General features: G+C 70.7%; 16 protein-coding genes. 10 read left to right on the forward strand and 6 right to left on the reverse strand.

The features are described 5' to 3' along the window. Window positions 1-66: 66 nt before the first annotated feature. The 6 genes from ACFO60_RS32555 to ACFO60_RS32580 form a co-directional block, all read right to left on the reverse strand. The gene (locus ACFO60_RS32555; protein ID WP_380848250.1) at window positions 67-1,758 is read right to left on the reverse strand and encodes a S49 family peptidase; all 1,692 of its coding nucleotides are present in this window, start codon (window positions 1,756-1,758) and stop codon (window positions 67-69) included. Between the two features lie 52 nt (window positions 1,759-1,810). Next, window positions 1,811-4,147 (reverse strand): 1,4-alpha-glucan branching protein GlgB, encoded by a 2,337-nt coding sequence (gene glgB / locus ACFO60_RS32560; protein WP_380848253.1) that lies wholly within the window; start codon window positions 4,145-4,147, stop codon window positions 1,811-1,813. A gap of 138 nt (window positions 4,148-4,285) precedes the next feature. Next, entirely contained in the window at window positions 4,286-4,867 is a 582-nt protein-coding gene (locus tag ACFO60_RS32565) for a hypothetical protein (protein ID WP_380848256.1), read from the reverse strand. Between the two features lie 90 nt (window positions 4,868-4,957). Then, complete coding sequence (locus tag ACFO60_RS32570; protein WP_380848259.1) at window positions 4,958-6,385, reverse strand: maltokinase N-terminal cap-like domain-containing protein; 1,428 nt, start codon at window positions 6,383-6,385, stop codon at window positions 4,958-4,960. Next, entirely contained in the window at window positions 6,382-8,094 is a 1,713-nt protein-coding gene (gene treS, locus ACFO60_RS32575) for a maltose alpha-D-glucosyltransferase (protein WP_380848262.1), read from the reverse strand. Before treS ends, ACFO60_RS32570 begins: the two co-directional genes overlap by 4 nt. A gap of 52 nt (window positions 8,095-8,146) precedes the next feature. Then, window positions 8,147-10,174 (reverse strand): alpha-1,4-glucan--maltose-1-phosphate maltosyltransferase, encoded by a 2,028-nt coding sequence (locus ACFO60_RS32580; RefSeq protein WP_380848265.1) that lies wholly within the window; start codon window positions 10,172-10,174, stop codon window positions 8,147-8,149. A 445-nt stretch (window positions 10,175-10,619) separates the two neighbouring features. Here ACFO60_RS32580 and glgP point away from each other — a divergent pair, with 445 nt between their 5' ends. From glgP to ACFO60_RS32630, 10 genes are all read left to right on the forward strand, one after another. Then, window positions 10,620-13,217: an alpha-glucan family phosphorylase gene (gene glgP / locus ACFO60_RS32585; RefSeq protein WP_380848267.1), complete on the forward strand. Its 2,598-nt coding sequence runs from the start codon at window positions 10,620-10,622 to the stop codon at window positions 13,215-13,217. A gap of 290 nt (window positions 13,218-13,507) precedes the next feature. After that, window positions 13,508-14,089, forward strand: a complete 582-nt coding sequence (locus ACFO60_RS32590) for an NADPH-dependent FMN reductase (protein ID WP_380848269.1) — start codon at window positions 13,508-13,510, stop codon at window positions 14,087-14,089. A gap of 19 nt (window positions 14,090-14,108) precedes the next feature. Continuing rightward, window positions 14,109-14,483 (forward strand): winged helix-turn-helix transcriptional regulator, encoded by a 375-nt coding sequence (locus tag ACFO60_RS32595; protein ID WP_380848271.1) that lies wholly within the window; start codon window positions 14,109-14,111, stop codon window positions 14,481-14,483. A gap of 105 nt (window positions 14,484-14,588) precedes the next feature. Next, window positions 14,589-14,972, forward strand: a complete 384-nt coding sequence (locus ACFO60_RS32600) for a YciI family protein (RefSeq protein ID WP_380848273.1) — start codon at window positions 14,589-14,591, stop codon at window positions 14,970-14,972. Window positions 14,973-15,002: 30 nt separating this feature from the next. Then, entirely contained in the window at window positions 15,003-16,247 is a 1,245-nt protein-coding gene (locus ACFO60_RS32605) for an RNA polymerase sigma factor (RefSeq protein WP_380848275.1), read from the forward strand. A 183-nt stretch (window positions 16,248-16,430) separates the two neighbouring features. Then, the gene (locus ACFO60_RS32610; RefSeq protein ID WP_380848277.1) at window positions 16,431-16,790 is read left to right on the forward strand and encodes a hypothetical protein; all 360 of its coding nucleotides are present in this window, start codon (window positions 16,431-16,433) and stop codon (window positions 16,788-16,790) included. Further along, window positions 16,787-18,076: a DUF6395 domain-containing protein gene (locus ACFO60_RS32615; protein WP_380848279.1), complete on the forward strand. Its 1,290-nt coding sequence runs from the start codon at window positions 16,787-16,789 to the stop codon at window positions 18,074-18,076. The genes ACFO60_RS32610 and ACFO60_RS32615 overlap by 4 nt, the downstream gene beginning before the upstream one ends. Continuing rightward, entirely contained in the window at window positions 18,073-18,915 is an 843-nt protein-coding gene (locus tag ACFO60_RS32620) for a M55 family metallopeptidase (protein ID WP_380848281.1), read from the forward strand. Before ACFO60_RS32615 ends, ACFO60_RS32620 begins: the two co-directional genes overlap by 4 nt. 4 nt (window positions 18,916-18,919) lie before the next feature. Continuing rightward, window positions 18,920-20,614, forward strand: a complete 1,695-nt coding sequence (locus tag ACFO60_RS32625) for a flavin monoamine oxidase family protein (protein WP_380848284.1) — start codon at window positions 18,920-18,922, stop codon at window positions 20,612-20,614. 3 nt (window positions 20,615-20,617) lie between these two features. Further along, the gene (locus ACFO60_RS32630) at window positions 20,618-21,142 is read left to right on the forward strand and encodes a YbaK/EbsC family protein (RefSeq protein ID WP_380848287.1); all 525 of its coding nucleotides are present in this window, start codon (window positions 20,618-20,620) and stop codon (window positions 21,140-21,142) included. Window positions 21,143-21,386: the final 244 nt, after the last annotated feature.

Here is a 21,386-nt window from a genome sequence, read left to right on the forward strand (position 1 = left end):
AGGCGAAGAGGGCGGTCATCAGGGTGAGGTGCGTGGTCGCCGCGCCCGCGCGGCGACCGCTCGCCTTTAACGGATCGTCCACGTGCCCGGGAGCATGAGCGGACCGTACGCGGGCAGGCCGAGTTCGGCGGCCAGACGGGCGAGCGGCCCCCAGGCCTCCAGGCGCACCTGGCCGAGCGCCGCCGCCTTGTCCTCACTGGACTCCGGCGGGCGCAGCCGCTCGAGGGGGTGCATGCGCGGGTACGAGCGCACCGTGGCGTCCTTGGGCAGGCCGGCCCGGCTGCGGGCGATCGCCAGCGCGTCCTCCAGACCGCCCAGCTCGTCCACCAGGCCCCTGCCGAACGCGTCGGCGCCGGTCCAGACCCGGCCGCGTGCCAGCTCGTGGGCACGATCGCGGTCGAACCCCCTGCCCTCGGCGACCTTGCCCACGAAATCGTCGTAGATGCGGTCGAGCCAGGCGTTGACCCGCTCCCACTGCGGCTCGGAGAAGGCGCGGCTCGGCGAGAACATGCCGGAGTTGGCGCCCACGTCCACCGACTCGGAGGTGACGCCGATGCGGCCGAGCAGCTCTCCCAGGGCCGGCTTGCCGCCGAACACCCCGATCGAGCCGGTCAGCGTGCCCGGCTGGGCGACGATCACGTCGGCGGCCATCGCGACGAAGTAGCCGCCCGACGCGGCCAGGTCGCCCATCGAGATGATCACCGGCTTGCCGGACCTGCGCGTGAGCACGACCTCGCGCCAGACGACGTCCGAGGCGACGTACGACCCGCCGGGGCTGTCGACGCGGAAGACGATCGCCTTGACGTTGTCGTCCCGGCGGGCGGCCCGGAACGCGGCCGCGATGGTGTCGGACCCCATGGCGCCCGCGCCGCCGAGCGGGCTGCGCCCGCTGCGGCCCAGGCGGATCTGGCCGTGGCCGTGGATCAGCGCGACGACCCGCTCACCCGGATGCGGGAGCTTCTTGGCGATGGCGCCCTTGGCGTACCGCGCGACGTACAGCAGCAGATCGCCCTCGCCGCGCACCTCTTCGTACACCTCGTCGCGGTAGGCGAGGCGGTCGACCAGGCCCGCCTCGACCGCCTCGGCCCCGATGAACGGCCCTCGGTCGATCAGCTCGCGGACGCGCTCGGGCGCGAGGCCCCGCCCCTCGGCGATGCCGGAGACGACCTGTTCGATGACCGACTCGGCGATGCGCGCGGTGGACTCGCGGTGCGCCTCGGTCATGTGATCTTGGGTGAACATGTTCGCCGCGGTCTTGTACTCGTGCCGCTGGCTGATCTGGTAGTCGACGCCGATCTTCGACAGCGCGTTCTTGACGAAGCGCTGCTCCAGCGAGATGCCGGTCAGGCCGACGTCGCCGGACGGCTGGAGGTAGACCTTCTCGAAGGCGCTCGCGAGGTAGTAGGGCACGGTGCCCGCGCCGAACTCGCCGAAGGTCTCGGAGTAGGCCACGGTCAGCTTGCCGGCCGCCCGGAGCTGGACGACGGCCGTGCGCAGCTCCTGGACCATGGCGAGCCCGATGGGGCGTCCGCTGATCTTGACGATGAGGCCCTTGACGCGCGGATCTCTGCGCGCGCGGCGCAGACCCGACAGGACGTCCGCGAGGCGGGTCTTGCGCATGGACAGCAGGGCGCCGAGCGGGTCGGAGGGTGGACCCTCGGTCAGGCCCTCGGTGAGGTCGAGTTCGAGCACGAGGGGAGCCGTGCGCCGCTGCCGGAGCCTGTCGACGGTGTCCATGATCGACTTGGTCGCGTCCATAGCGACACCTTAGGCGACGTTGCCGGTGAAGAGGCGCACGGTTTTCCTCCCGTTACACCGGCGGCCGGTCGCGGGCGTCCGCCTCGGCGACGGCCCTGCCGGGCCCGGCCGTCCGCACGCCCGTCCGCGCGCCGCCCCGCGTCGCCTCCGCGCCCGCCGGCTCGTCGTCCGCGACGGCCTGGCCGGGGTCCGGCACCGCCTGCGCGGCATCCGCCGCGAGCTGCCCGGCGTCCGCGGCGGGCGCGGCCTTGCGCAGGTACAGCGCGCCGAGCGGCGGCAGGCGCAGCCGCGCGGAGTAGGGGAGCCCATGCCATGGCGCCTCGGCGGCGTCGACCGTCCCGAGGTTGCCCACCCCGCTGCCGTAGTACTGGTAGGCGTCGGTGTTGATCACTTCGTCCCATCGCCCGCCGGCCGGCAGGCCGATGGCGTAGTCCTCGTGCGGCTGCCCGGAGAAGTTCACCACGCAGGCCAGCATCGAGCCGTCGGTGCCATGACGCACGAAGGAGAAGACGTTGCCGGAGGCGTCGTCGGCGTCGATCCACTGGAACCCGGCCGGGCTGTGGTCCTGGGAGTACATCGCGGGCGTCTCGGCGTACACGTGGTTGAGGTCGCGGACGAGCCGCTGGACGCCCTGGTGCGGCTCGAAGTCCAGCACCCACCAGTCGAGGCCGCGCTCCTCCGACCACTCGGAGCCCTGGCCGAACTCACTGCCCATGAACAGCAGCTTCTTGCCGGGGTGGGCCCACATGAAGGCGAACAGGGCCCGCAGGTTGGCGAAGCGCTGCCACTCGTCACCGGGCATCTTGCCGAGCAGGGACCCCTTGCCGTGCACCACCTCGTCATGCGACAGCGGCAGCACGAAGTTCTCGGAGTAGGCGTACATCAGCGAGAACGTCATCTGGTGGTGGTGGTACTGCCGGAACACCGGCTCGTGGTGCAGGTAGGCCAGGGTGTCGTGCATCCAGCCCATGTTCCACTTGAACCCGAAGCCGAGCCCGCCGAGGTGCACGGGGCGCGAGACGCCGGGCCACGCCGTGGACTCCTCGGCGATGGTGACGATGCCCGGCGCCTCGCGGTAGGCCACCGAGTTCATCTCTTTGAGGAACTCCACGGCGTCGAGGTTCTCGCGGCCGCCGTAGATGTTCGGCGTCCACTCGCCCTCGCGGCGGGAGTAGTCGAGGTAGAGCATCGAGGCGACCGCGTCCACGCGGAGGCCGTCGATGTGGAACTCCCTGAGCCAGTAGACCGCGTTGGCGACCAGGAAGTTGCGCACCTCGCGGCGGCCGAAGTCGAAGATGAGCGTGCCCCACTCGGGATGGGTGCCGCGCCGCGGGTCGGAGTGCTCGTACAAGGGCGTGCCGTCGAACCGGGCGAGCGCCCACTCGTCCATGGGGAAGTGGGCGGGCACCCAGTCGAGCAGGACGCCGATGCCGGCCTGGTGCAGCCGGTCGACCAGGTGGCGGAACTCGTCCGGGCCGCCGAACCGCGAGGTGGGCGCGTAGTAGGAGGTGACCTGGTAGCCCCACGAGCCGCCGAAGGGGTGCTCGGCCACCGGCAGCAGCTCGACGTGCGTGAACCCCATCTCCTGGACGTACTCCACCAGCTGGGTCGCCAGCTCTTCGTAGCTCAGGCCGGGCCGCCACGAGCCCAGGTGCACCTCGTAGGTGGTCATCGGCGCCGCGAGCGCGTCCTGCTCGGCGCGCCGGCGCATCCACAGGTCGTCCTGCCAGACGTAGGAGGAGGAGTCGACGATGGACGCGGTGGCCGGCGCCTGTTCCGTGCGCCGGGCCATAGGGTCGGCCTTGGACCGCCACACCGAGTCGGCGCCGAGGACGGAGAACTTGTAGTGCTCGCCCTCGCCGACGCCGGGGATGAACAGCTCCCACACCCCCGACTGGCCGAGGGACCGCATCGGGTGGGCCTCGCCGTTCCAGTGGTTGAACCCGCCCTCGACCCGGACGCCGCGCGCGTTGGGCGCCCAGACGGCGAAGGCCGTGCCGTCCTCGTCGTCGTGCCGCATGACGCGGGCTCCGAGGACCTCCCACAGGCGTTCGTGCCGCCCCTCGCCGATCAGGTGCAGGTCGACCTCGCCCAGGGTGGGCCAGTGGCGGTAGGGGTCGCAACTCTCGTACGGCTGCCCGTCCGCGTAAGTGACCCGCAGCCGGTAGGGCGGGATCTTGTCCACACCCGGCAGCGTCACGGAGAACACCCCGTACGCCTCGTGGCGCAGCTCGTGCGCGGAGTCCTCAAGGACCAGCTCGACCTTCTCGGCCAACGGCTTGAGCGCCCGCACCGTGAGGCCCTCGGGAGTGAGGTGCGCGCCCAGGATCGCGTGCGGATCATGGTGCGCACCACCGGCCAGCCGGTTCAAGTCAAGATCCGCGTTCATCAGATCGCCCACCGCTCCTCGGCACCGTGATTGCTGTTTATGAGCTAACCCTGCCCCAGATCGTCCCGCCAACCCATGATGTCGGCCGGATCACACCATAGGTACGGCAATCGCGCGGTTCGGCGATGCCGGAGCCCGTCACCACTCCAGCACGCGGACACCTCCGGTGGCCATGTCGACGACGACGCGCCCGATGTCGAGGTCCTCGCCGTTGGGGAACCACACGAACAGTTGCAGGCAGCGGCGGGTCTCGCATCCGAACCGCCGGAAGATCAGGGATCTCACCCGAAGGTCGGCGGCCGACGACAGCGGTCTGTGCGCGGCCTCAGCGTAGGCCCTGCGGACGATCAAGGCGAGCGGGGGATCGGCGAGCAGGAACTCGGTCGCGCGTCTCTGCTCGGAGCGGGTGGGGGCCGGCGGGTGGCCGCCGTCGCGCAGGTCGCCCGTGGAGGGGAGCCCCGGAGGGCGCGGGGCGCCGGTCGCGCCGCCGCGATGGGCGCGGGCGGCCTCGCGGCTGCGCGCGCTCGTCTCGTTCTCATGCCCTGGGCCGTCCTCCCGCGGCCACCCCGCGGAGGGCGGCCGGTCGAGCTCGGTGGCGACCGGCCGCGGGCGCCGCGCCCCGCCGCCGCCCGTCCAGACCGCCAGTGCCGCCACGCCCGTGGTGAGCGCCATGGCCAGGGCGCCGCCCACGACGGTGATCGCGAGCCGCCCTCGCCCCATCAGCCCACTCTCTGACTCTGTGTCAACGCATCGTCACAGATGGTATCGGAGGCAGTGCGGCGGCCGTCGCAACCGGTGGGGGTCCCCTTGTCAGCCGATGGGGTCGGCGAAGGCGGCGAGCGGGATGGGCAGCCAGGCCGGGCGGTTGCGGGCCTCGTAGACCACCTCGTAGGCGGCCTTGCTCAGCTCCAGGGCGCGCAGCAGCACGGCGTCGTCGCCGTGGATGCGCCCGCCGCCCGCCGAGTACCCGGCGATGAACGCCGCCCGGTTGCGCTGCGCCCACTCGGAGGCCCGGGGCTGGAGCCGCGCGACGTCGGGATGGTCGGCCAGCAGGTGGCGGGACGCGTACTCGAACGAGCGGAGCATGCCGGCCACGTCTCTGAGCGGGGAGTCCAGGGCGCGGCGGTCCTGCAGCGGCTGCCCCGGCTCGCCCTCGAAGTCCAGCACGACCCACTCGCTGGGCGTGCGCATGACCTGGCCCAGGTGGTAGTCGCCGTGGACCCGCTGCACGGTGATCGGCCGTCCGGTGTCGGCCAGCCGGTCGAACGCCTCGTGGGCGACCGCGGCGTGCGCGGCGAGCTGGGGCACCTCGGAGATGGCGTCCTCCAGGCGCCGCCTGAACCCCTCGACCATCCGCTTGACCTCGGGCGCCTCCACCGTGCTCGTCGGGAAGGCGGCGGCCAGTTCCTTGTGCAGGTGCGCGGTGGCCATGCCCAGGCGGTTGGACTCGGCGGCGAAGTCGCCTCCGGCCTCGGACGCGGCGGTGCTGGACAGCGATCCGTACAGGTCGCGCACGCTGGTGAGGGCCAGGGCCCATCCGTCGCTCGCGGTGCGCAGGAACTCCTGGGTGAAGGCGAGCGTGGTGTTCTGGCCGGCGACGTCGGCCTCGATCCACCCGTACGGCCTGGCGATGTTCGGTGATCCGCGCTCGGCGAGGGCGGACACCACTTCCAGCTCCGGGTTCACCCCCGGGACGATCTTGCGGAACAGCTTGCAGATGTAGGCGTCGCCGAAGACGAGGGAGGTGTTGGACTGCTCGGCGCCGAGGACCAGGCTGCGGAGCGAGGTGTCGATCTCGCTGCCGGGCATCCGGCGGAAGCGCAGCCCGCCGATGTCGGCCTCCGCGGCCATGGAGGACAGGAGCAGGCCGGTGACGTCGGCGTCGTGCACCGCGTCATAGGCGTGGCCGTCGGCGGCCTCGCCGATCGCCGCGTGCAGGAGCCGCTGGGGCAGCACGGGACGGAAGCCGACCAGGAGCTGGTAGCGATCAGTGCGCGTGTCCTGGCGGACGGTGATCACGATATGGCGGACCTCGACCTGCTCGTGGGTCCGCGGTCTGCCGCGGTGCGTGGTCCCGCAGGACCCCGCCACATCGCTGTGGAAGGATTCTGCAGGACCACGAAGAGGCAACGGAGTGACGGCCTCGACGGCCAGGTCGGTGATCGCGCGGCCCTTGCCGGCGAACCACCGCTGATGGGTGATCCAGCCGGCAAGTAGCTCTTCGAGAGTATGTGTCACGTCTCCTCGGCTGCTGCGCTCGTGGGCGGAAGGGTGAACCAATAGAACCCATGCCCGGGAAGCGTCAAAAGATACGGAAGTTCGCCAATTGGAGGAAATGGCACCCCTCCCGTGCACTCCACGGGCGTGACGCCCTCGAACCGGCGCAGATCCAGCTCGACGGGCTGGGGGAAGCGGGACAGGTTGTTGACGCACAGCACGCGGTCGTCGCCGAGCTCGCGGACGAACGCGAGGACGCTGGGGTTGGAGGAGTTGAGCTCGGTGAACTCGCCGAGACCGAAGACGTGGTGACGCTTGCGGATCTCGATCATCTTCTTGGTGAAGTGAAGGAGCGAGCCGGGGTTCTTCTGCTGCGCCTCGACGTTGAGCGCCTGGTACCCGTAGATCGGGTCCATGATCACCGGGAGGTAGAGGCGGCCGGGGTCGCAGTCCGAGAAGCCCGCGTTGCGGTCGGGGGTCCACTGCATCGGGGTGCGGACGCCGTCGCGGTCGCCCAGCCAGATGTTGTCGCCCATGCCGATCTCGTCGCCGTAGTACAGCACCGGGCTGCCGGGGAGGCTCATCAGCAGAGCGGTGAACAGCTCGATCTGGTTGCGGTCGTTCTCCAGCAGAGGAGCCAGGCGGCGGCGGATGCCCACGTTCGCCCGCATCCGCGGGTCCTTGGCGTACTCGGTGTACATGTAGTCGCGCTCTTCGTCGGTCACCATCTCGAGCGTGAGCTCGTCGTGGTTGCGCAGGAAGATGCCCCACTGGCAGTTCTCCGGGATCTTGGGCGTCTGGGCCATGATCTCGGAGATGGGGTAGCGCGTCTCGCGGCGGACGGCCATGAAGATGCGCGGCATCAGCGGGAAGTGGAAGGCCATGTGGCACTCGTCGCCGCCGGTCACCGGGTCGCCGAAGTACTCGACGACGTCGGCCGGCCACTGGTTGGCCTCGGCGAGCAGCACGCGGTCGGGGTAGAGCGCGTCCACCTCCTTCCTGATGCGCGCCAGGTAGGCGTGCGTCTGCGGGAGGTTCTCGCAGTTGGTGCCCTCCTGCTCGAACAGGTAGGGCACGGCGTCCAGGCGGAAGCCGTCGATGCCGAGGTCCAGCCAGAAGTTCAGGACCTCCACCATGGCGTCCTGAACCGCCGGGTTCTCGTAGTTGAGGTCCGGCTGGTGGTGGAAGAACCGGTGCCAGTAGTACTGCCCGCGCACCGGGTCGTAGGTCCAGTTGGAGGTCTCGGTGTCGATGAAGATGATGCGGGCGTCGCTGTAGGCCTCGTTGTTGTCCGACCAGACGTAGAAGTCGCCGAACGGCCCCTGGGGGTCGTGCCGGGACGCCTGGAACCACGGGTGCTGGTCGCTGGTGTGGTTCATGACGAGGTCGGCGATGACGCGCATGCCGCGCTTGTGGGCCTCGTCCACGAGCTTGATGAAGTCCCCCAAATCGCCAAAATCCGGGAGGATCTTCATAAAGTCGGAGATGTCGTATCCGCCGTCTTTGAGGGGGGATTCGTAGAGTGGCAGGAGCCACAGGCAGTCGACGCCGAGCCACTGGAGATAATCCAGCTTGCTGATGAGGCCGCGGATGTCCCCGGTGCCGTCGCCGTTGCTGTCCGCGAATCCCCGGATGAGGACCTCGTAGAAGACGGCGCGCTTGTACCAATGAGGGTCGCGCGGCTTTTCGTGTGTGAAGGTGTTCGGGACGGGCTGAGGCGTCAAGCTCACCTGTGGACTCCCCGCTGTGCTTATGCGCGCTTTCCGTCGCCTTTGCCAGGGCCTACGGCTGACTGGCCGGCGTCGCTCGCAGTGAGAGGACGTGGGCTGGGTTGGTGTGCGGATCGAGACGCACGTAATTGGCATGCCGCCACTGGAACGACTCGCCCGAGAGCTCATCGTCCACGACGAATTCGGCGTCCCAATCGAGGCCGAGGGCTGGCATGTCCAGCCAGACCGTCGCCTCATGGGTGTTGTGCGGATCGAGATTGACCACAACCAGGACCACATCGCCTACCGCGTGCCTTCGTGTGGACGCGTCATAGGCACCGGGCAGCCGCTTGGAGAAGCAGACCATCTCCGGGTGATCGATGTTGTGGAACCGTAGGTTACGCAGTTCCTGAACCGCCGGGTGTGCTCTTCTGAACAAATTGAGGGTTGTGATGAAGGGAGCGAGGCTCCGGCCCTCGCGTTCGGCGGTGGCCCAGTCGCGCGGCCTCAGCTCGAATTTCTCGCTGTTGAGATATTCTTCGCTGCCCGGTCGTACCGGGACGTTCTCCGCGAGCTCGTAGCCCGCGTAGACCCCCCACGTCGGTGACGCCAGCGCCGCCAGGACGGCCCTGATCTTGAACGCGGGGCCGCCGCCGTTCTGCAGGTACTCGTGAAGGATATCCGGAGTGTTGACGAAGAGGTTCGGGCGCACGATGTGCGACGTCTCGTGCGACAACTCCGCAAGGTAGCTCTCGAGGTCGGCCTTGGAGTTCTTCCACGTGTAGTAGGTGTACGACTGGTGGAAGCCGACCTTGGCCAGCGTCTGGAGCATCGCGGGACGGGTGAACGCCTCGGACAGGAACAGCACGTCCGGGTCGGTCGCGTTCACCTCGGCGAGCAGTCGCTCCCAGAACCCCACCGGCTTGGTGTGCGGGTTGTCCACGCGGAAGACGCGCACGCCGTGGGACATCCAGTGGCGCACGACCCGCAGGACCTCGGCGTAGATGCCCTCGGGGTCCTTGTCGAAGTTCAGGGGGTAGATGTCCTGGTACTTCTTCGGCGGATTCTCGGCGTAGGCGATCGAGCCGTCCGCCCTGATGGTGAACCAGTCGGGGTGCTCCTTGACCCACGGGTGGTCGGGGGAGCACTGCAGGGCCAGGTCGAGCGCGACCTCCAGGCCCAGCTTGCGCGCCCGGGTCACGAAGGCGTCGAAGTCCTGGAAGGTGCCGAGGTCGGGGTGGATCGCGTCGTGGCCGCCGTCCTCGGAGCCGATCGCCCAGGGGGAGCCCACGTCGTACGGCTCAGGGTGCAGGGTGTTGTTGCGGCCCTTGCGGAAGGTCTCGCCGATCGGGTGGATCGGAGGCAGGTAGACGATGTCGAAGCCCATGCCCGCCACGGCCGGCAGCCGTTCGGCGGCGGTCCGGAAATCTCCGGACCTGGGGATGGCGCCGTCCTCGAGCACCGCGCCCTCGGACCGGGGGAACATCTCGTACCACGAGCCGAACAGCGCCCGCCTGCGGTCCACGCGCACCCGGTGCCGCGGCCCGCGGGTGACCAGGTCGCGCAGCGGATGGACGGCCAGCACGGCGGCCGTCTCGGGGAGCTGCGCCGCGGCCAGCCTCGCCCGCGGGTCAAGATCGTCATCGCGCAGCCGGTCGGCCACCATCTGCAGAACCGCGCGATGGGCGCACTTGTCGCAGCCGGCCTGGCGCACGGCCCTGGCGGCGCGCTCGAACAGGCGCGCGCCCTCCTCGCACATGAGGTCGGTGTCGATGCCGCGAGGGATCTTGATGCCGGCGTCGTGCAGCCAGGTGGCGATCGGGTCGCTCCAGGCCTCGACGCGGAACTGCCACTCGCCCTCGGTCGGCAGCGTGACCTCGGCGACCCAGCGGTCGGTGCCGGAAGCGACCTCGCGCATGGGCAGCAGGCGCCCGCGCGAGCCTAGCGGATCGGTCAGCACGACCCCCGCGGCCACCGCGTCATGTCCTTCGCGGAACACGGTGGCGCTTATCTCGAAGGTCTCGCCGGCCGCCGCCTTCGCGGGCCGTTGCCCGCAGTCGACGACAGGGTGGATGTCCTGTATTGGGATTCTTCCGATCATCGCGTCTCAAGGTAGCGGCGACGCGCCGGGCGCCGCCGGAGATTGTGCGGGCAGGAGTGATCTTTGCTTTCAAGTAGTCACCGGCCTGCGCCGGCGTGCGGGCGGGCATGGTCAGCGGGCATGGGCAGCCGGACCCGGAGATGACGTGCCGTCATCCCTGGGCTCGGAGGCTGTTGTTGAGGCTCTTACATGGGACTGCCCCCATAGTCGCTCTTCAAGCCTGCTTGAGGGAAGTCAGGGGATACTTGGGGGGACCCGAGTTCTCGCCGGCCGGCCGGTGATCGTCGAGCCGTTCATGATCAATTTGAGATCACTGTGACGAGTCGGCTTTAGTGAGGTTTGAGCTGCTTGGGTAGCGGTGAGAGCAGAAACGCATGAGATCTGGTAGGCGCACAAGAGTGTTTCGGTCGCGCGTCGTGGCGCTGAGTAACTAGGGTCTGGCCCCGTGAGAGCAATCCGCAGGTTCACCGTCCGTACCGTCCTTCCCGTGGAGCTGGCCGCGCTCGGCGAGCTCGTCCAAAATCTGCGCTGGTCATGGCATCCCGAGACCATGGACCTCTTCGCAGAGGTGGACCCCGAGACGTGGCAACGGGTCGGGCACGACCCCGTCGCACTGCTCGGCGCGGTAGAGGCAGACCGGCTGGCCGAGCTGGCCCGTGATCGCAGGTTCCTCCGCAAGCTGGCCGACGCCGCCGACGACTTGCGCGAGTACATGACCGCGCCGCGGTGGTACCAGACATTGCCGGGAGCACCGGCGGCCATCGGCTATTTCTCCCCCGAGTACGGCATCGCCGCCGCGCTCCCGCAGTACTCGGGAGGTCTCGGCATCCTGGCCGGCGACCACCTGAAGGCCGCGAGCGACCTGGGCGTGCCCATCCTCGGCGTCGGCCTGCTCTACCGGCACGGCTACTTCAGCCAGTCGCTGTCGGCCGAGGGCTGGCAGCAGGAGCACTACCCGAGCCTCGACCCCGGCGGGCTGCCCCTCAGCCTGCTCAAGGAGGAGGACGGCACGCCGTCCCGCGTCGCCATCCCCCTGCCCGAGGGCCGCGCGCTGCACGCGCAGATCTGGATCGCCCAGGCCGGCCGCGTCCCGCTGCTGCTGCTCGACTCCGACGTGGCCGAGAACGACAACGCCGCGCGCGACGTCACCGACCGCCTCTACGGCGGCGGCACCGACCACCGGCTCATGCAAGAGCTGCTGCTCGGCATCGGCGGCGTGCGGGCGCTGCGCGCGTACTGCCGCGTCACCGGCCACCCCGAGCCGGAGGTCTTCCACACCAACGAGGGCCACGCCGGTTTCCTCGGCCTCGAGCGCATCCGCGAGCTCACCGAGCACCGGCTCTCCTTCGACGAGGCGCTGGAGGCCGTCCGCGCCGGCACCGTCTTCACCACGCACACTCCGGTGCCCGCGGGCATCGACCGCTTCCCCGCCGAGATGATCGCCAAGCAGTTCGGCGGCGACAACGCCTGGCCGACCGTGCCCGTCGAGCGCATCCTCGCCCTCGGCGCCGAGCCCGACGCCCCTGAGGGCGGCGCGCCGATCTTCAACATGGCCGTCATGGGCATGCGGCTGGCCCAGCGGGTCAACGGCGTCTCCGAGCTGCACGGCGCCGTCAGCCGCGAGATGTTCCAGGGCCTGTGGCCGGGCTTCGACCTGGACGACATCCCCATCGGCTCGATCACCAACGGCGTGCACGCCCCCACGTGGGTCGCGCGCGAGGTCATGGAGCTGGCCGGCAAAGAGCTGCCCTCGCTGATCGAGGTAGCCCAGGGCTGGGAGGGCGTCCAGAAGCTCTCCGACGAGGACATCTGGGGCATCCGCGGCAGGCTCCGCCGCATGCTGGTCGAGGCGGCCCGCGAGCGGCTCCGCGCCTCCTGGCGCGCGCGGGGCGCCTCCACCGCCGAGCTGGGCTGGATCGACGAGGCCCTGTCCCCGGACGTGCTGACCTTCGGCTTCGCCCGCCGGGTGCCGTCCTACAAGCGGCTCACCCTCATGCTCAAGGACCCCGACCGGCTCAAGCAGCTGCTCCTCGATCCCGACAGGCCCGTCCAGATCGTGATCGCGGGCAAGGCCCACCCGGCCGACGAGGGCGGCAAGAAGCTCATCCAGCAGATCGTGAAGTTCGCCGACCGCGAGGACGTGCGCCACCGCATCGTCTTCCTGCCCGACTACGACATGGCCCTCGGGCAGCTCATGGTCCAGGGCTGTGACGTGTGGATGAACAACCCGCTGCGCCCCCTGGAGGCGTGCGGCACCTCCGGCATGAAGGCCGCGCTCAACGGCGGGCTGAACCTGTCCATCAGGGACGGCTGGTGGGACGAGTGGTACGACGGCGACAACGGCTGGGCGATCCCCACCGCCGACGGCGTCGAGGACCCCGACCGCCGCGACGACCTCGAGGCCGGCGCGCTGTACGACCTCATCGAGCGGGAGGTCGCCGACCGGTTCTACGACCGCGCCGGCAACGCTCACCCGCGGCGCTGGCTCGACATGGTCAAGCACACCCTCAGCTCCCTCGGCCCGAAGGTCCTGGCCGGGCGCATGCTGCACGACTACGTCGTCGCCCTGTACACCCCGGCGGCCGAGTCGGCCCGCGAGCTGTCGGCGTCCGAGTACACCAAGGCCCGCGAGTTCGCCGCCTGGAAGCTGCGGGTCACCCGCGCCTGGCCGGGCGTGCGCGTCGAGCACATCGAGGCGTCGGGCATCGGGGACACCCCCGAGCTGGGCGTGTCGATGGAGGTGCACGCCACCGTCGCCCTTGGCGAGCTGGCGCCGGACGACGTCAGCGTCGAGGCCGCGTACGGCAAGGTCGGCGTGCACGACCAGCTGGTCGAGCCGTCCTACATCACCCTCACCGCCGAGTCGGTCGGCGACGACGGCAAGGCCGCCTACACCGGCGTGGTCCCCCTCGACCGCACCGGCGCTTTCGGCTACACCGTCCGGGTCGTCCCCGCCCACCCCCTCATGTCCTCTCCCGCCGAACTCGGCCTCATCGCCGTCCCCGAGGAGCCTGCCGGCATGACCAGCGGCACCCTCCGCTGACGCGAACCCGCCTCCAGTACCGGCGCGGCATGCCCGACGGCATGCCGCGCCGATCTGTTGGTGAGGCGCTTTCTGCCGCCTTCGGACCGTTCCGAACGGTCGCCGGGCCCGTGATCACGAAGCTGTACGGCTCGGGCGTGCCCATGCCGCGGTCCCGGCGGAGGCTGCGGGCAGGAATGCCCGGCACCTCTGCTAAGTTCTCCTTAGTTGCTCAAGTTTACTTAGCGGCTGAGGCGAGCCGGGTCCTGGGACGGGACGCGGTCCACGGCCGGCGAACAAGGAGATCGACAATGGCCAAACTGAAGATCATCGTGGCGAGCACGCGGCCGAACCGCGTCGGCCTGCCCGTGGCGCACTGGATCGAGGCCGCGGCCAAGGCGCACGGAGGGTTCGAGGAGATCGAGTTGGTGGATCTCGCCGTCCTGGACCTGCCCTTCATGGACGAGCCGCATCACCCGCGGCTGCGCGACTACGTCAACCAGCACACCCGCGACTGGAGCGCCAAGGTGGACGAGGCGGACGCCTTCGTCTTCGTCATGCCCGAGTACAACTATGGCTACAGCGCCCCGCTGAAGAACGCCCTGGACTACCTGCACAACGAGTGGCAGTACAAGCCGGTGGGGCTCGTCAGTTACGGCGGCGTCTCCGGGGGCATCAGGGCCGCGCAGATGATCAAGCAGGTCCTCACCACGCTCAAGATGATCCCGCTGGTCGAGGCGGTCGTCCTGCCCTTCGTCAACCAGTTCGTCGGCGAGGACGGTACCTTTTCTCCGAACGACGGCACGGTCTCCGCGGCTGAGGCCATGTTCGACGAACTCCAGAGCGTGAGCGCGGCCCTGCGCCCGCTGCGCGAGAAGCGACAGCCCGCGTGAGGAGCCATCCGCGATCGCCATGAACGAGATACACCGGGTCTGCGCACGGTTCCATGCCGCCCTCGAACTGATCGGCGCACGCTGGACCGGCGCCATCCTGCGCGCCGTCTTCACGGGAAGTCACCGGTACGCCCAGATCAAGCTGGCCGTGCCGGGGCTGAGCGACACCATGCTCGCCTCCCGGCTGCGCACCCTGGAGTCCGAGGGCCTCGTCGAGCGCACCGTCCTAGCCTCCTCTCCGGTCCAGGTCGAGTACCACCTCACCGAGAAGGGCCTGGACCTGGCTCCCGTCCTCGACGCCATGATCGCCTGGTCCCACAAATGGATCCCCCTCCCAGAAGGCGTCCCTGCCAACGCCGACCACCTCGCCGCGAATCGTGACATCCAGCGGTGAAAAAGATGTCCGTGATGTAGAAATCGGCGTTTCCTCGTTCGACGTCCAGGTGAGACGGTCGCTCGGCACAATGGCCGAGCGATGATCACCCACGAAGGAGACGTCATGAAGGTCATGGTCATGATCAAGGTCAGCGGCGCGAACGAGGACAAGATCGTTCCGACGCCGGAGATGATGGCGGAGATGGGGGCCTACAACGAGAAGCTGATGAAGGCGGGCATCATGCTCGACGGCGGAGGTCTCCGGCCGAGCTCCGAGGGGGCGCAGATCGTCTTCGAGGCGGGCACGACCTCGGTCGTCGACGGCCCGTTCACCGAGTCCAAGGAGATCATCGCCGGGTACTGGGTCTGGCAGGTCAGCTCCATGGAAGAGGCCGTCGAGTGGGCCCGGCAGTGCCCCAGCGACCCCGACAGCGGCATGCGCGAGGTCCTGGAAGTGCGCCCGTACTACGAGGAGGTTGACTTCGAGGCCGCGGGAACGCAGGGCTGAGGACGCCGGCCGGGTTCGGGGGGAGGTCCGATGGACGCGAGGCGCACGGTCGAGGCGGTGTGGCGCATGGAGTCCGCGCGCCTGGTGGCCTTCCTGGCCAGGGTGATCCAGGATGTCGGGCTGGCCGAGGAGATCGCCCAGGAGGCATTCGCGTGCGCCCTCGAACAGTGGCCGCGGCAGGGCGTCCCCGACAACCCCGGCGCGTGGCTGACCACCATGGCCAAGCGCCGGGCGATCGACCTGATCCGGCGTGAGCGCGTGCGGGACCAGAAGTACGCCCAGCTCGCCGCCGACCTGCTGGCGCCGGGGCCGCAGGCCGGCGCCACGGCGGACGCGGAGCTGTTGTCGCTGATCTTCGTCGCCTGCCACCCGATCCTGTCCCGCGAGTCACGCGCGGCGCTGGCGCTGCGCCTGGTCGGCGGGCTCGGCACCGAGGAGGTCGCCCGCGCGTTCCTGACGCCCTCCGCCACCATGGGGCAGCGGATCACCCGTGCGAAGCGCACGCTGGCCGAGGCGGGGGTGCCGTTCGAGGTGCCAGGCGACGAGGAACTGCCCGCCCGGCTGTCGGCCGTGCTGGAGGTCGTGTATCTCATCTTCAACGAGGGGTACGCGGGCACGTCGGGCGAGGACTGGATCCGCCGTGACCTCGCCGAGGAGGCCATGCGCCTCGGCCGCACCCTGGCCGGGCTGATGCCCCGCGAGCCTGAGGTGCACGGTCTCGTGGCGCTGATGGAGCTGCAGGCGTCCCGCTTCCGCGCCCGCACCGGCCCGGACGGCGAGCCGGTCCTGCTGCAGCACCAGGACCGTTCGCGCTGGGACCGCACGCTGATAGCCCACGGAATGGCCTCCCTCACCCGCGCCAAGAGAGCGGGCAGGCCACTGGGGCCGTACACCGTGCAGGCGGCCATCGCCGCGTGCCACTCCCGCGCCCGGTCGTTCGAGGACACCGACTGGGAGGCCGTCATCGCCCTGTACGACGCTCTCACCCAGATCGCGCCCTCACCCGTGGTGGAGCTCAACCGCGCGGTGGCGCTGCTTCACGCCGACGGGCCCAAGGCGGCGCTGGAGGCACTCGACACCGTCCGCGAGGACCCCCGGATGGCCCGCTACCACCTGCTCGGCGCAGTGCGTGGTGACGTCCTGCTGCACCTTGGCCGGAACGCGGAGGCGGCCGAGGAACTGGAACGAGCGGCGGGCCTGGCCCCGACGACCCGCGAGCGCACACTGCTCATGGAGCGCGCGGCCGCCGCGACCTCGGCGCCCCCGGCCGGATAGCCCCGCCACCCGCGGGCGGGCCTTCGCTCCGCTGAGTGATGACGGTGGGGATCCGGACGTGAGGCGGCTTCTGGTCGTGTCGGACGCCTGGGCTGGGAGTCAGCCTGCGGTGTCAGGAAGTGTGATGGAACGGTCATCTGAGTGATTCGGGTAGATCGGGGTTTGCCGTTAAGGTGACCGGTCATGGCTCGGTTCGTTATGCGTGGTTTGGTCCCCCTGCGGGTCCGGCGCGCCGTGCTCGGCCGGTTCGATGCCCGTTATGTCACGCGGGCCGACCACCGGCAGGACGTCCGGGACGCCCTGTGGGAGGTCCAGGCGCTCAAGAGGGAGATCGAAGGGCTGCGGCGCGAGGTCGAGCAGCTCCGGCGGGAGGTCAAGCGCGCGGGCTCGCCGGCGCCGAGCGCGGCCTTGACCACGAAGGTCGAGGACGCCCACCGGCTGGCCACCGAGACCGCCTCGGCCGTCGACCACCTCCTTCAGGCGGAGGTCCGGCTCTGGCAGGCCGTGGACGGCCTCCGGGACAGCGGTGGGGCCGCCTCGTGAGGGTGGCGTGGACGTTCCAGGAGGACGTCTGGGCGCTGCGCCTGCGGCTGGACGCCGACGAGGGGCTCGCCGGGACCGTCACGGACGGCCATCCGGTGGAGCTGGCGACCGACACCTGCCATGTGCGCCTGCCGGGCCGAGGAGGCGTCACCGCGTCCTCCGCCGCGGCTTTCGGCGGCTCACGCGCGCCGGCCGGACCGGACTCCGTGCATCCCGATCTGCTGGCGCTGGCGGCCTGGACGGTGGCCGCGCCGTGGACGCGGCGCAGGGTGGTGTTCGACCGGCCGATCTCGCCGGAGCTGGCGGCGGCGTTCGAGAGCGGCTGGGGGATCGAGGCGGGGCCGGTGGGCGGGTCGCCGCCGCGTGCGGCCGGCGACCGGCTGGCGATCTCCTACAGCGGGGGCGCCGACTCTGCGGCCGTCGCCGCGATGCTGCCCGGCGCGTCGCTGGTCCACTTCCGCAGGGTCGGCCATCCGCGCGTCCCCAACCGCTGGACGCACTACCGGTCGGACGTGCTGGCCGCGCTCGCGGAGAAGACCGGCAGGGACGTGACCATCGTCGAGTCGGATCTGGAGTTCCTGCTGCGCTCTCCCCGGCCGGGGTACCCCGAGCACCACGCCGTGATGGCGGGCGCCGTCCTGCTCGCCGACGCCATGGACCTCGGCGGCGTGGCCCTGGGGTACGAGATCGGCTCCCGGTGGCTGGGCGGCGGCAGGTACGTGCACCGGTACACCCCTGACAACCCCATGTGGTCCGGGCACGGGCCGTGGGGCCGCCTGTTCGCCGCCGCGGGCCTGCCGCTCGTCCTGCCGGTCGCCGGCATCAGCGAGGCGATGACGATGCGCGTCGCGCTGGGCTCGGAGCTGCGCGACCAGGTGCGCTGGTGCCTGCGCGGCGACGGCGCCGGCCCGTGCGGCCTGTGCGGCAAGTGCCTGTACAAGGAGCTGATCCAGGCCGCGGTCGAGCGGCGCCCGATGCGCACGGCGATCACCGCCGACCGGCCGGTCGCCCGCAAGTGGCAGCAGCCCCCGCCCTACGGCGGCCAGGAGATGATCGAGTACGGCTGCGCGCACGTCCCGGACATCGAGGACACTCCCTTCGCCCGCGCCGCCGGGTACCTGAAGGCCACGCCCGAGTCAACCGCGTGGCTGGAGCGGTGCTACCCTCCGGCCGTCGAGGAGATCCCGGCGCGGTGGCGCGGAGCGATCGCGGACATCATGGAACGTGACTTCGGCTTCATGGAAGCGGACGACATCGAGCGGGTAGAGAGCTGGGGAGGGCGATGAAGGTCTACGTCTCGGTCGACATGGAAGGCGTGACCGGGCTCACCGACCCCGAGGAGATGCACGCGGGAGGCCGCGGCTACGAACGAGGCTGCGAGCTGATGACGGCCGACGCCAACGCCGTGATCGCCGGCGCCTTCGAGGCCGGCGCCACGGGCGTGACCGTGAACGACGCCCACGGGTCCACCAAGAACCTGCGCATCGACCTGCTCGACGCCAGGGCCACGCTGATGCGCGGTCCCGGCAAGCCGATGCGCATGGCCCAGGGGCTGACCGCCGGCTTCCAGGCCGCCTGCTTCGCCGGCTACCACGCCCGCGCCGGCGTCCAGCACGGCGTGCTCAACCACACCTGGATGGGCAAGGAGATCCAGAACGTCTACCTGAACGGCGAGGTGTGCGGCGAGACGCGGCTGGTGGCCGGGTTCGCCGGGTTCCTCGGTGTGCCGGTGGCGCTGGTCACCGGCGACGAGGCGGTCTGCGAGGAGGCGCGCGAGCTGCTCGGCGACGTCGAGACGGTCGCGGTCAAGAAGGGCATCGACAGGTTCGCCGCCGAGCTGCTGCCGCCCAGCGTCGCCCAGGCGCTGATCCGCGAGGCCACGGCCCGGGCGCTCAACCGGCTGAGCGAGTTCCGGCCGCATGTGGTGAGGCCGCCGTTCACGCTGGGGGTCGAGTGGAACTCCACGGCCATCGCCGCGGGCTGCTCGCTCATCCCGGGCGTCCACGCCGCGGGTCCCCGGCACACCGAGTTCACCACGGAGGACTTCCGGGACATCATGGCGCTGCTCGGCATCTTCGCCATGATCGCGGGCCAGGTGGCCTGCGGCAGCGGCGTGTACGGCTGAGTCTGTGGCCGACGAAGGGTCGCCGCCGCCTGGCGGCGACGGCTCCCCCCACCGCCCCACGCGCGGGGAGGACGCCTCATCCCGGCTGAACGGCCTGACGCGGCGGTCGCTGCTGGTCGGCATCGGCGCGGCCGGCGGCGCGGGCGCCATGTACGCCGCCATGGGGGTGCTCGGGCTGGCCCCCTCCAGGGACACGGCCCCGTTGCCGGTCGTGGGCGGGTCGGCCGCCCCGCCGCCGTATGCGCCGCCGCAGCGCTCCGACTTCGCGTTACGCGGCGGCCGCCCGGCGTCCGTGCTCGTGCTGGGAGCGGGCGTCGCCGGGCTGGCCTGCGCGTACGAGCTGGGCAAGGCCGGGTACGAGTGCACGGTGCTGGAGGCGAGCGACCGGGTGGGCGGGCGCAGCCTCACCTTGCGCGGCGGCGACACCGTGACCGAGCTGCCGCTCGGCGACGGGGCGGGGGAGGCGGCCGGGGGCGTCCAGCGGGTGACGTTCGGGGAGGGCACGTACTTCAACGCCGGACCGGCGCGCATCGCGCAGTGGATGGTCACGCTCGACTACTGCAGGGAGCTCGGCGTACCGCTCGAGGTGTTCGTCAACGGCAACTCCGCCGCCTACGTGCTCACCGACGGCATGAAGGGGCCGGTCCGGGTCCGCACGGCGCGCGCCGACGCCTATGGGTACATCTCCGAGCTGCTGGCCAAGGCCGCCGACGGTGGCGCGCTGGACGCCCGCCTGACCGCCGCCGACAAGGAACGCCTGCTGGACTTCCTTTCCCATTTCGGGGAGATCGGCCCGTCCCACGCCTACACCGGGGGCGAGCGCCGAGGTTTCCGGGTGAACCCGGGCGTCGGGCCCGGGGCCGAGCTCGGCGCCGTCCCGTCCCTGACGGAGGTCCTCAGCCAGGGCCTCGGCCGGGTGCTCACGATGGACGCGGGCTACGAGCAGGCGATGCCGATGTTCCAGCCGGTGGGCGGCATGGACGCGATCGTCCGCGCGCTGGCCCGGCAGGTCGGCGACGCCCGCATCAGGACCGGCAGCCGGGTCACCGAGATCACCACCACGCCCGGCGGGGTCGAGGTCGCCGTCGAGGGCGGCCCGCCGCTGCGGGCGCAGTACTGCGTCGCGGCCTTGCCGCCGCACCTGCTCGCCCGCATTCCCGGCAACCTCGGCGCCGACGTCAAGGCCGCCCTGGCCGCCGCCTCGCCGCTGGCGGCGGGCAAGCTCGGGCTGGAGTACGGCCGGCGCTGGTGGGAGACCGAGGACCGCGTGTACGGCGGGGCGACCGAGACCGATCTCGACGTGGGCCACATCTGGTACCCCTCCTACGGCTTCCACGGCCGGCGCGGGCTGGTGGTGGGCTACTACAACACCGGCGCCGACGCCGAGGCCTACGGCGCGCTGACCCACCCTCGGCGCCTGCGCCGCGCGTTGGCCCAGGGCCGTAAGATCCACGGCCGGAAGTACGGCGAGGACCTGCTGGCCAGCGCCTCGGTCTCCTGGCAGCGGCAGCCGCACATCGAGGGGGCGTGGGTGCGCTGGACGTCGCCGGCCGGGGTGAGGCTGCTCCAGCGCCCGGCCGGGCGGGTGTACTTCGCGGGTGATTGGCTCACCCATCTCATCGCATGGCAGGCGGGGGCCTTGGAGTCCGCACGTAAGGTGGTGACCGAACTTCACCACCGCGTACTGAAGGAGGCATGACCCATGAAGCTGGGCACGCTCGAGTGGGTGCCCGCCGGTGACCGGCCCGATCTGCTCGCCGACCCGGTCGCCCGTGCCGTGCAGACCGTGACCGGCGAGGTGGCGGTGGCGCCGATCGACCCGGAGCTGGCCGACACGGCCGCGTTCTGCGAGCGGTACGGCGTGGCGCTGGAGGAGTCGGCCAACTGCGTGATCGTGGCGGCCAAGCGGGGCGGTGAGACGCGGTACGCCGCCGTCATGGTGCTCGCGACGATGCGCGCCGACGTGAACGGTGTGATCCGCCGCCATCTGGACGCGCGCAAGACCTCCTTCGCCCCGCAGCAGGACGCCGTGGCCATGACGGGCATGGAGTACGGCGGCATCACGCCTCTCGGCCTGCCCGACGACTGGCCCGTGCTGGTGGACGCCGAGGTGGCGCGGCAGCCCTTGGTGGTCATCGGCAGCGGCATCAGGGGCTCCAAGCTGGCGCTGTCGGGTGAGGCGCTCGGGCGTCTCAAGGGCGCCGAAGTGGTCGCGCTGGCTCAGTGACGGGCACGCGTCGCAAGACTTTCCCGTTTTTGGAAACCCTTGGGGCCGGTTCAGCCGTTGTACTACCGGGAATGTGGCCTCTTGGTTCCTCTCATGGGCGGGGTTTAAGCCGGTATGGTGCTACGTGCCGTCAACGGCCGCGAGCGCGCGCAGCGCTCTGGTCTCCGCGCCGGGCTCAAGGACGAGACCGGCGGCCGCCTCCGCGAGATCGCCGGTCGGGGGGCCGGCAGTGGGGGTTGCCGTC

The organism is Sphaerisporangium dianthi (assembly GCF_042654065.1).
Taxonomy (GTDB): Bacteria; Actinomycetota; Actinomycetes; order Streptosporangiales; family Streptosporangiaceae; genus Sphaerisporangium; species Sphaerisporangium dianthi.

Bases quoted from the DNA above. Each gene is read 5' to 3' on its own strand.
- ACFO60_RS32580 (WP_380848265.1), bottom strand. From the start codon at position 10,174: ATGATCGGAAGAATCCCAATACAGGACATCCACCCTGTCGTCGACTGC.
- ACFO60_RS32620 (WP_380848281.1), top strand. From the start codon at position 18,073: ATGAAGGTCTACGTCTCGGTCGACATGGAAGGCGTGACCGGGCTCACC.
- ACFO60_RS32590 (WP_380848269.1), top strand. From the start codon at position 13,508: ATGGCCAAACTGAAGATCATCGTGGCGAGCACGCGGCCGAACCGCGTC.
- ACFO60_RS32605 (WP_380848275.1), top strand. From the start codon at position 15,003: ATGGACGCGAGGCGCACGGTCGAGGCGGTGTGGCGCATGGAGTCCGCG.
- ACFO60_RS32630 (WP_380848287.1), top strand. From the start codon at position 20,618: ATGAAGCTGGGCACGCTCGAGTGGGTGCCCGCCGGTGACCGGCCCGAT.
- ACFO60_RS32610 (WP_380848277.1), top strand. From the start codon at position 16,431: ATGGCTCGGTTCGTTATGCGTGGTTTGGTCCCCCTGCGGGTCCGGCGC.
- ACFO60_RS32595 (WP_380848271.1), top strand. From the start codon at position 14,109: ATGAACGAGATACACCGGGTCTGCGCACGGTTCCATGCCGCCCTCGAA.
- ACFO60_RS32565 (WP_380848256.1), bottom strand. From the start codon at position 4,867: ATGGGGCGAGGGCGGCTCGCGATCACCGTCGTGGGCGGCGCCCTGGCC.
- ACFO60_RS32600 (WP_380848273.1), top strand. From the start codon at position 14,589: ATGAAGGTCATGGTCATGATCAAGGTCAGCGGCGCGAACGAGGACAAG.
- ACFO60_RS32555 (WP_380848250.1), bottom strand. From the start codon at position 1,758: ATGGACGCGACCAAGTCGATCATGGACACCGTCGACAGGCTCCGGCAG.
- glgB (WP_380848253.1), bottom strand. From the start codon at position 4,147: ATGAACGCGGATCTTGACTTGAACCGGCTGGCCGGTGGTGCGCACCAT.